A 10079-nucleotide genomic window follows, 5' to 3' on the forward strand; every position below is an offset into this window, starting at 1 on the left:
AAGAATGAAAAAATATATAGCAATAGTAGTAATGGCCATTTTTATGATTTCATGTAAATCTAAAGCTGTTGCAGTACAAAACAATAGCAATCAGGTTACTGAGGTAAAAGAAGATAAAAAAGTTATAGAAAAACACTATGACAATAAATTGGATTTTAAAACATTATACATTAAAGCGAATGCCAGATACGTTGACGAAAAACAGAGTCAAAATGTTACGGCAGAAATAAAAATAGAAAAAGACAAACAAATTTTAATCAGTGTTCGTTTCTTAGGAATTACAATGGCAAAAGCTTTGATTACGCCAAACGCAGTAAGTTATTACGAAAAAATAAACAGTACCTATTACGAGGGTGATTTTACAAGTTTAAGCACATGGCTTGGAACTGAATTAGATTACACTAAGGTTCAAAATTTATTGATAGGTGAAGCATTTGACGACTTAAGAAAAGGAAAATATACGCAGACCATTGTTGAAAATCTATTTCGTTTAGAAGATGAAAAAGATGCAAATATTAAGAAAGCATTTTATTTAGATTCAGAAAAATATTTAGTGCAAAGAGAAGAGATTTCGCAGCCGGCAGAAAATAGAAAACTGCAGATTTCATACGGCGATGCCAAAGTTTTTGATCAGGGAATAATGCCTGCAGCAATCGAAATAAATGCAGTGCAGCCAAAAGGGACTACCAATATTAATTTGAATTACAACAATATTTCATTTAATGAAGAACTTTCTTTTCCATATAGTGTACCAAGCGGCTATAAGAAAATTATAATTAAGTAAATTTGTAAAAAGAAAACAGAAAAATGCCAAAATTTCTCCTAAGCCTAATTTTTATATGCGCCACGACACTAATGTGGGCACAGGATTCGCAACAAGAAAAACTTGAACAGCGAAAAGCTCAAATTCAGCAGGAAATTAAAGACAACGAAAAAATGCTGCAATCTGTACGAAAAAAAGAAAAATCGGCAGTAAACGAATATTTAATTCAGGCTAATAAAATTAAGCTGAAGGAAAAATTAATTAATACAACAGCAAAACAAGAAAAGCTTCTTAGTAATGATATGTACATTAACCAGATTCAGGTTAATAAGCTAAAAAGAGAACTGAAAGTTCTCAAAGAAGATTATGCCAAGATGATTTTAAAATCATACAAAAGCCGTTCTGAGCAAAGTCGTGCAATGTTTATTTTGTCTTCAGAAAGTTTTTTGCAAGCTTATAAAAGAGCACAATATTTAAAACAATATACCAATTTCAGAAAAAACCAAGGATTAGAAATTCAAACTAAAACAGGTCAATTAGTCGATTTTAACGCAAAATTAGACGGTCAAAGACAGGTTAAGAAAAAGATCATTGTTGAAAACCAAAAAGAAAGAGTTGCTTTAGAAGAAGAAAAGAAAGAGCAGCAAAAATTGGTAAATGCCCTTAAAAAAGATAAAAACAAAATTGCTTCTGATATAAAATCAAAACAAAGCGAATCAAAAAGAATTGACAGACAAATTGATCGTTTGATTCGTGAAGCCATTGCCGAAGCAAATAGAAAAGCGGCACTTGAAAAAGCAAAAGAAAATCCAGGATCTACAGCTGTAAAAGCCCCAGTTTCTTCTTCTAAAATTGTATTAACTCCAGAAGATAAAGTTTTAGCTGCAGATTTTAAAGCCAACAGAGGAAGACTGCCTTGGCCGGTAGAAAAAGGATTTATTTCGTTAGGTTATGGAGACCAGCCTCACCCATTGTACCCTTCAATTTCTGTTCATAATTCTGGAGTTGAGATTACTACAGAAGACGGAGCAAATGCAAGATCAGTTTTTGCTGGAGAAGTTTTTAGTATAATGGTCTTATCGCCTGTAAATACAGTAGTTATGATTCAGCATGGAGATTATTTCAGCGTTTATCAAAACTTAAGTAAAGTGTATGTAAGCAAAGGGGAGAAAGTAACTATCAAACAAAATATTGGAAAAGTAAGAACAAGCGGTGATACCGGAAAAACAATTATTAAGTTTTTGATTCTTCAAAATACAACAAACAACAATCCGGAAGGATGGCTGCAAAATAGATAAAAAAAAGGGAGCTTAACGCTCCCTTTTTTATAGGTTAATATACTAATCATATTGCTCTAAAAAATACCTCAAAACATCTGTTGTTGTAACAATTCCTTTAAGCTGTGAGTTTTCAACAACTGGCAAAGCATGAAATTCTTCTTTCACAAAAACAGCCGCAACATCTCTTATAATAGCATCTGATGCAATTGTCTTAGGCTTCGATGTCATTACTTGAGAAATTGTCAGCATATCCAATATGGCTTCGTCAGCGCCTTCTTGTCCTTCAAACAAAGCACCAAAAGTCAGGCGGTTAATATCACTACGACTTATTATGCCCACAACTTCCTTCCCGTTAACAACAGGAATATGTCGAATTGAATTTAATTTAAGCATTTCGACAACTTTTTTTAAATCATCATTTTGATTTACTGTAACTACTGTTTTAGTCATAATATGACTAATTGGTTCTCTCTTTTTCATAATTGACGGGTTGTTATATTTATATCAAATATGTAAAATTATTCCGATAAAAATCATGATTTTTGTCATGTCAACGATTTAATTATTAAGGGATTATTATATGTAGTTTTCACGTCTTTAATCTAAAAACGGTTATAAAAACAGTACAAGAATGTAAAAATTATTCTTTGTTTAATTGAAATCGTATTGATTGAAATTTAAAATAGTATTTTTGCAGTATGGAAACAAATAGACAGAAAAAAATAGGCGGTGTCATCCAAAAAGATTTGGTCGATATTCTGCAAGGTGAAGTGAGAAAAAACGGAATTAGTAATTTGGTAATTTCAGTATCCAAAGTTAGTGTTACTACAGATCTGTCAGTAGCTACAGTATATTTAAGTATTTTTCCTCAAGAAAAAGCTCAGGAAACTTTAGACGGTATAAAATCAAATTCTACTTTAATTAAGCATGATTTATCGCAGCGTGTGCGTTTGCAATTGCGCCGTGTGCCAAACCTGGTATTTTTTATTGATGACTCATTAGATTACATCGAAAAAATCGACAACGCTTTATCGAACAGAGAGAACCCAATCGAGAACCGTGATCTTTTAGAAAAAAGAAGAAAATCATAAATTGAATTTTCCATTTTACATAGCCAAACGATATATTTTTAGCAGAAGTAAAAACAATGCTATTAATATCATCAATTATATTGCTGCCACAGGAATTATTGTTGGTACAATGGCTTTGTTTGTAGTATTGTCTGTCTTTAGCGGACTAAAAGTTTTCAGTCTTTCGTTTACAAACGAAATTGATCCTGATTTAAAAATGACCACTACATTAGGAAAATCATTTTTTATTACACCCGATCAGGATAACAAAATTAAAGAAATTGAAGGTGTAGCCTCGTACACCAAAATTATCGAAGAACGCGTTTTGTTTTTGTTTAAAGACAAGCAAAAGGTAACGTATCTAAAAGGTGTTGACAGTGTTTACCCAGTTGTAAATGATATCAAAAAAAAGCTATTTAATGGTCAGTGGTTAAAACCAGATACTTTTCAGGTCGTTATTGGATACGGAATCGCTCAGGATTTTTCAATGGGAATTTTAGATTTCGAAAATCCTTTACAAGTTTTTGCTCCAAAACCAGGCAAAGGAGCTTTGGATAATCCCGAAGATGCCTTTAATAAAACAGATGTTCTGCCTGTTGCAATTTATTCTATAAGTGAAGATTTAGATTCTAAATATGTGTTTGCCGATTTGGGCTTAACACAAGAATTACTCATGTATAAACCAAATCAGATTTCTGGAATCGAGTTTAAACTTAAACCTAATGCCGATGAAAATCTGATTAAATCTAAGCTGCAAACCATTTTTAAAAATAAGGTCACATTAAAGAATAGAGCACAGCTTAATGAGTCTTTGTATAAAATGCTTAATACAGAAAATATTGTGGTTTACCTGATTTTTACTTTGGTAATTATGGTAGCTCTTTTTAATTTGATTGGCGCTTTGATCATGATGATTTTAGAAAAAAAGGGAAATCTTAAAACCCTTTTTAATCTGGGAACTGATATAAAACATCTTCGAAAAATATTCTTGCTTCAAGGAACATTGTTAAGCGTTTTGGGAGGAATTGCAGGTATGATATTAGGAATAATACTAGTTGTATTACAACAGCACTATCAGCTGATTATGCTTACGCCAACTTTGGCTTATCCAGTCGTTTTCACATTAGAAAATGTCCTGATTGTCTTTGCTACAATTTTCTCACTTGGATTCATCGCTTCTTTAATTGCCAGCAGCCGTGTAAATAAAACGCTGATTGATTAAGATCTTCATAAAGAATAATTCCTATATTTGGCGTTTAAAAACCTTTAGCCATATGATTGTTTCTGCCTAATCCTATTTTATTTTTTTGAATAATTAGGATACTTACGACTTCTATTTAGTTCAGATTTTAAAATCTGGACTCATTTTTAATTTATTCTAATTAATATCATGACAGAAACAACTATAAAAAAAAGTTTATTTTCTCAAATTTTCAATACTTTAAAACAAGCCATAAAAGGCGACGAATCTTTTGATTATACTTCTGGAAGTATAAAAAAAGCAGTCATTCTATTGTCCATTCCTATGGTTTTAGAAATGATGATGGAGTCTGTTTTTGCTTTAGTCGACTTGTATTTTGTCGGGCATCTGGAACACAGCAGCTTTGCCATACAAACGGTTGGATTAACAGAATCCGTAATTACAATTGTATATTCAGTCGCTATCGGAATGAGTATGGCGGCGACGGCTGTAGTAGCACGTCGTGTAGGAGAAAAAGATCCCGTTGCTGCTGCAAAAGCTGGAATGCAGGCTATAAATATTGCATTTGTAATTAACAGCATAATGAGCATTTTTGGTTTTATTTATGCCAAAGATATTCTGCTTCTTATGGGAGCATCAGAAGATGCGGCGCAGCATGGTTTTAGATTTACGCAGATCATGATTGGCGGAAGTTTGTGTATCATGCTTTTATTTTTGATCAACGGAATTTTTCGCGGTGCCGGAAACGCTGCAATCGCCATGAAAAGTCTTTGGTTAGCAAACATCTGCAATATTATTTTATGTCCGGTTTTAATAAATGGTTTTGGACCAATTCCGGCTTTTGGATTAACAGGTGCAGCCATTGCAACAACATTAGGAAGAAGTATTGGAGTTTTATATCAGCTTTATCATTTGTTTTTTGGTAAAGGCGTTTTAAAAATTTTCGTATCTTATTTTAAACCCGATTTTAAACAGATAAAAGCATTGGTTAAAATTGCTTCGCCTGGTATATTACAGTTTGTAATTGCATCTTGCAGCTGGATTTTTCTGGCGCAATTAGTTGCAACAACGGGCGGAGATCACGGTTCTGCCGGATACCAGACAGCATTGCGTATCATGATGTTTTTTATCCTTCCTGCTTGGGGATTAAGTAATGCCGCAGCGACTTTGGTAGGACAGAATTTAGGTGCTAAACGAATTGACAGAGCCGAAAAATCGGTCCTGACAACAGCAAAATATAATGTTATTTTTATGGCATCTATCATGATAATTACATTGTGCTTTGGGCAGTATATTATTTCCTTTTTTACCAATGATGAAATGGTGAAGGTTATTGCAGTAGAAGCTTTGCAGATTATGAGTATTGGTTTTGTTTTCTACGGAATCGGAATGGTTTTGATTAATACATTTAATGGAGCAGGAGATACCTGGACTCCAACCGGAATTAACTTTTTCGGATTTTGGCTCTTTCAAATTCCATTAGCATATGTTTTGGCCAAACATTTTAATATGGGGCCGACAGGAGTATTTATTGCGATTCCGGTTGCAGAAACAGCTATAACACTGGCAGGAATATTCTTTTATAAAAAAGGAAAGTGGAAACGCATTCAAGTATAGTTCAAAAAAAAGACCTTCAATTTGTGAAGGTCTTTTTTTTGTCATTAAACAAACTCATATCCGGCATAAACTTTTTTAATTTCATCCATAATTGCGAATAAAATTTCAGGTTCATCTGTGGTAACGAGTTTTTGTTTGTATTCTTTAAAAGAATGAATTCCTTTGAAATAATTTGTATAATGGCGGCGCATTTCTACAATTCCCAAACGTTCACCTTTCCAGTCCATAGACCATTGTAAATGATTTCTGGCCGCTTCTACGCGATCACTAACAGTTGGTGCCTGTAAGTGTTCTCCAGTTTTAAAATAATGCTTGATTTCATTAAAAATCCACGGATAACCAATCGCAGCACGACCAATCATGATTCCGTCAATGCCATATTCATTTTTATATTTTAATGCTTTTTCTGGACTGTCAATATCGCCGTTTCCAAAAATAGGCATTGTAATTCTAGGGTTATTTTTTACACGTGCAATATGCGACCAATCAGCATGGCCTTTGTACATTTGTGCGCGGGTTCTGGCATGAATTGTCAAAGCCTGAACGCCAATATCCTGAAGTCTTTCGGCAACTTCATCAATATTAATCGAACTTTCATCCCAGCCTAAACGAGTTTTTACAGTAACTGGCAAGTCGGTACTTCTGATAACCGCTTTGGTCAAACGAACCATTAAATCGACATCTTTTAAAACGCCCGCTCCAGCTCCTTTGCAAACTACTTTTTTTACCGGACAGCCAAAATTAATATCAACCAAATCTGGCTTTACTGTAGAAACGATTTTAGACGAAAGTGCCATTGCTTCTTCATCACCGCCAAAAATTTGGATTCCAACCGGACGTTCGTAATCAAAAATATCCAGTTTCATGCGGCTTTTTATAGCATCACGAATCAATCCTTCCGACGAAATAAATTCAGAATACATCATGTCAGCACCGTGCGTTTTACATAATCTGCGAAACGGCGGATCGCTAACATCTTCCATCGGTGCGAGTAATAAAGGAAATTCGGGTAGTTCTATGTTGCCAATCTTGACCATCTTCAATATTTTTTGCAAAATTACAACATTTAGTTCAATTTGTGTCAAATTGAGGTTCAAAGGTTCAGAGAGGCAATCCCGAAGCCTCGGGACAAAGGTTTTGTAAAGCTTTTAAAAGCCTCTGTACCTCTGAACCTTTGAAGCTCTGTACCTAATAAATTTATCTGTAATCAAAAAATCGAATTGGTTTTCGGCTCATTGGGTTAAAAACCAAAGGATTTAAAACTTCTTTTGAGGCAAATTCAATCTTTGGAGTAACTCTTAATTTTGCTCTAAAGTGATCTTTTATTTCCTGCAAAAATTCTGGAGTTTGGTTTTTTGATGCGATTTTAATCACGATTTCATCGGTACCCAAATCGTTGGTCGAAATCTCAATAATATGATTTTCAATATGGTCAAAATCGGTCAAAACATCATTCATCGCTGGCGGATAAAGTGTTGTGCCTTTATATTTTATCATTTGTTTTTTACGGCCGATAACCGGACCGACCCTAAAAGTATTTCGGCCGCAGGCGCAAGGCTCATCGTGAAGCTGCACGATATCACCGGTTTTAAAACGAAGTAAAGGCATTGCTTCAATTCCTAGTGTAGTAAAAGTCAATTCTCCCGATTCGCCATTTTTTACCGGATTATTGTTTTCATCCAAAACTTCAGTAATAATCAATTCAGGATGATGATGACCTCCAATTCCATGTTCACATTCTGTAAAAGCAGTGCTCATTTCTGTAGATGCATAAGTAGAATATAATTTAATATTCCACTTTTCTGTAATTTTTTTAGATAAAGTATTCATCGATAAATCTTCATTTCTAAGTGATTCGCCAATACAAACTGCACCTTTTATACTCGAATTGTTATAGTCAATTCCATGAATTTCAGCATATTCAATCAACTTCAATAAAAATGAAGGAACCGTAATTAAATAAGAAGGCTTGTATTTTAAAATAGAATCCCATTGCAATTCTGGAATTCCTGCGCCTACGCGAATAACGCCTACTTTTAGTTTTCTTAAACCTAAAAAGTAAGCCAGACCAGCCATAAATTTTCGGTCTATTGTTGTCATTAACTGTACAACATCGCCCTCTGCAATTCCTGCACAGGCAAACGAAATGGCCTCGTTATAAGCCAGTCGGTCTAAATCTGAATCTGTTAGACCAAATGTTACAGGATCACCCAAAGTTCCTGAAGTAGAAGCATAGTCGATAATTTTGTGTTGTGGAACACACAAGAAATCATCATTATATTGTTGTAAATCCTCTTTTGTAGTTACAGGCAGCTGCTGTAAATCTTCGAGAGTTTTTATTTTAGAAATGTCAATATTCTGTCCTGCAAAAAGTCTTTTGTAAAAAGGAGAGTTTTGGCTGATATAAGATAAAAGCTCGCCTAATTTATGCTCTTGAAAATTTTTAATTTGTTCTAAAGAATCCTTTTCTATTAATGGAATCGTGTTCATTTTCTTTTGAGTTTTTTTAAATATTTTTCAATTGCTTCTTTATCAGGAACAGTTGTAATTTCTTTGGTTAATGCTTTTTCAAAATTTTCTTGAGCAAGCTGATATTGTTTAATTTGGTAAAAATACAATCCTGCTTTATAATACACAACCCAATAATCAGGGTTTAAGGATTGATAGTTTTGAATAAAATCAGTTGGGATTTCTGTTTTATTTTTCAAATATAAATCTATTTTGTGGTCTTCAATTCTAAATTTCTGATACTTTAAAAAAGCAGTTGTTTTTATAAAAGGATCTTTAGCAATATTCAGATTTTCTTCTTCTAATGAAATTGCAGGATTTACCTTTTTTTGCTTAAAAACAGTATCCAGATTATAGCAGACAAATTCACCCAGCTGGTACGGATTTGCAGAAACCCAGACTAGTTTTTCTTTTGGTTTAAAAATAACTCCATGATGCGCCATTAATTGATTTAATGCTTTTTCGTTGCCATAACCCAAAGCAATATTTTGTAAACCTTCCTTGTTTCTTAATATTTCTGAAGCAATTTTAGGATTAACTTTTGGATTTTCGCTCAAAAGTTCCTGCATTCTTTCGTAGCGATATTTAGAATGACTGTTGTCAATTTGAGCCTGATTGCGCTCGTCATTTTTAAAAGCTTCACCTTGAAAATGATTCGAACAAATTAATTGGCTCGTATTTGGCACATCATAAACGTCCATTTTTTCTGGAGAAACCTCAATTAAAATCGCTTTGTTATCATTGGCACTTCCTACCATAATCGATTCAGATACAAATACTTTTCTTTTCTTGGCAATAGAAACTGCTTCGTCCAGATTTTTTGCATATTGTAAAATTTCGCGGGTCAGAATCGAAATTGGCGTTTTGGCTGTCAGCGGAATTTCAGATTTAGAGGCGTTTATTGTTACGGTAATACCTTCAAGATTCATTCCCGAAACAGCACCGATCATTCCGGGCCATGTAACCATCATAAAGGGATGTCCTTCTTTTGGATTAATAAATGCTGCTATTTTATTTTCTGCGAAAGCATCATTTACATAAAAATCAAAATTACGACCGAGAATCAAATTTCCATCTTCAGATTTTTCGCCCCAAGCCGCAAAAGACGAACAGCCCACCAAAGCTAAATCCTGCAAAGCATGACCAAGATCGTGTGCTGCATGGAGGTACAAACTTCTTTGATATTGCGGTCCAATATTGTCAAATTCGTGAGAAGTATATTCAGAAAGACCATAAATTTCTGCTTGATATTCATTGGTAACATTTAGATATAATTTTCGGTTATACCATTTTAGAAACGAACGAAGTAATTTCTGCTGAAATTTGGACGGAACAATATCGGTAATTTTTGAAAAGAAAATTTGCTGCTGTTTCTTTAAAAGAGAATCTGTAAGTGCGCCCGTATTAAGCCCAATTTCTAACGGATCACCTTCTGCATATAATTCCCACAGACCTTGTTTGTTTTTTAAAAATGAATTTTTACCAGAAATAAAAGCAGAGTCAGATAATTTTGTAACAACCGGTACAGCATTATTATAAGTAGAAAGATCTGGTTTATGATGCGCTGATTTTGCTGTGCCGCAGGAAACCAGTATCAATAAAAAACCAATAAAGAAAAAGAGTACAATTCGGTTTCTCAT

9 protein-coding genes are annotated in these 10079 nt (G+C 33.9%); 5 read left to right on the top strand and 4 right to left on the bottom strand.

Translation table 11 applies throughout. From position 1 onward, the window contains the following. Nucleotides 1-4 precede the first annotated feature (4 nt). The gene (locus tag B0A68_RS15325; protein WP_035686989.1) at nucleotides 5-784 is read left to right on the top strand and encodes a DUF4292 domain-containing protein; all 780 of its coding nucleotides are present in this window, start codon (nucleotides 5-7) and stop codon (nucleotides 782-784) included. A gap of 23 nt (nucleotides 785-807) precedes the next feature. Next, nucleotides 808-2061, top strand: a complete 1254-nt coding sequence (locus B0A68_RS15330) for a murein hydrolase activator EnvC family protein (protein ID WP_035686986.1) — start codon at nucleotides 808-810, stop codon at nucleotides 2059-2061. Nucleotides 2062-2103: 42 nt separating this feature from the next. Here B0A68_RS15330 and B0A68_RS15335 read toward each other — a convergent pair whose 3' ends face one another. After that, nucleotides 2104-2523 (bottom strand): CBS domain-containing protein, encoded by a 420-nt coding sequence (locus B0A68_RS15335; protein WP_035686983.1) that lies wholly within the window; start codon nucleotides 2521-2523, stop codon nucleotides 2104-2106. A 218-nt stretch (nucleotides 2524-2741) separates the two neighbouring features. On the opposite strand from B0A68_RS15335, the gene rbfA reads away from it, so the two are divergent. From rbfA to B0A68_RS15350, 3 genes are all read left to right on the top strand, one after another. Next, entirely contained in the window at nucleotides 2742-3134 is a 393-nt protein-coding gene (rbfA, locus tag B0A68_RS15340) for a 30S ribosome-binding factor RbfA (RefSeq protein ID WP_035686980.1), read from the top strand. A 1-nt stretch (nucleotide 3135) separates the two neighbouring features. Next, nucleotides 3136-4335, top strand: a complete 1200-nt coding sequence (locus B0A68_RS15345) for an ABC transporter permease (protein ID WP_035686976.1) — start codon at nucleotides 3136-3138, stop codon at nucleotides 4333-4335. A 168-nt stretch (nucleotides 4336-4503) separates the two neighbouring features. Then, nucleotides 4504-5931: an MATE family efflux transporter gene (locus B0A68_RS15350; protein WP_035686974.1), complete on the top strand. Its 1428-nt coding sequence runs from the start codon at nucleotides 4504-4506 to the stop codon at nucleotides 5929-5931. A gap of 44 nt (nucleotides 5932-5975) precedes the next feature. On the opposite strand, the gene dusB is transcribed toward B0A68_RS15350, so the two are convergent. The 3 genes from dusB to B0A68_RS15365 all read right to left on the bottom strand — a co-directional run bounded on the left by dusB (nucleotide 5976) and on the right by B0A68_RS15365 (nucleotide 10079). Then, nucleotides 5976-6968, bottom strand: coding sequence for a tRNA dihydrouridine synthase DusB (gene dusB / locus B0A68_RS15355; RefSeq protein WP_035686971.1), 993 nt, complete (start codon nucleotides 6966-6968; stop codon nucleotides 5976-5978). Between the two features lie 160 nt (nucleotides 6969-7128). Next, on the bottom strand, nucleotides 7129-8421 hold the full coding sequence (locus B0A68_RS15360; protein WP_035686969.1) for a phenylacetate--CoA ligase family protein: 1293 nt from the start codon (nucleotides 8419-8421) through the stop codon (nucleotides 7129-7131). Further along, nucleotides 8418-10079 (bottom strand): acyl-CoA--6-aminopenicillanic acid acyl-transferase, encoded by a 1662-nt coding sequence (locus B0A68_RS15365; protein ID WP_035686966.1) that lies wholly within the window; start codon nucleotides 10077-10079, stop codon nucleotides 8418-8420. Before B0A68_RS15365 ends, B0A68_RS15360 begins: the two co-directional genes overlap by 4 nt.

It is taken from the genome of Flavobacterium reichenbachii (genome assembly GCF_002217435.1).
Classification (GTDB): domain Bacteria; phylum Bacteroidota; class Bacteroidia; order Flavobacteriales; family Flavobacteriaceae; genus Flavobacterium; species Flavobacterium reichenbachii.